The organism is Shigella sp. FC1567 (assembly GCF_001743015.1).
Classification (GTDB): Bacteria; Pseudomonadota; Gammaproteobacteria; order Enterobacterales; family Enterobacteriaceae; genus Escherichia; species Escherichia coli.
This window is the reverse complement of the sequence record NZ_MIIV01000473.1, coordinates 1-224: the sequence shown is the minus strand read 5'-3', so window position 1 is coordinate 224 and position 224 is coordinate 1. Positions and strand designations below refer to the sequence as shown.

Below are 224 nucleotides of genomic sequence, written 5' to 3'. Positions count from 1 at the left end.
GCCATGCGCTTCCCCGGAGGAGAAATGGCGGATCTGTACAGTCATCGCTGGGAAATTGAACTGGGATACAGGGAGATAAAACAGACGATGCAACTGAGCAGGCTGACGCTGAGAAGTAAAAAGCCGGAGCTTGTGGAGCAAGAGCTGTGGGGTGTCTTACTGGCTTATAATCTGGTGAGATATCAGATGATTAAAATGGCGGAACATCTGAAAGGTTACTGGCC

General features: G+C 49.6%; 1 protein-coding gene. It reads left to right on the top strand.

Annotated features, from left to right (window positions below):
* The coding region (locus BHE85_RS20210) for a transposase (RefSeq protein WP_146628278.1) at positions 1-224 on the top strand (224 nt) is incomplete at both ends.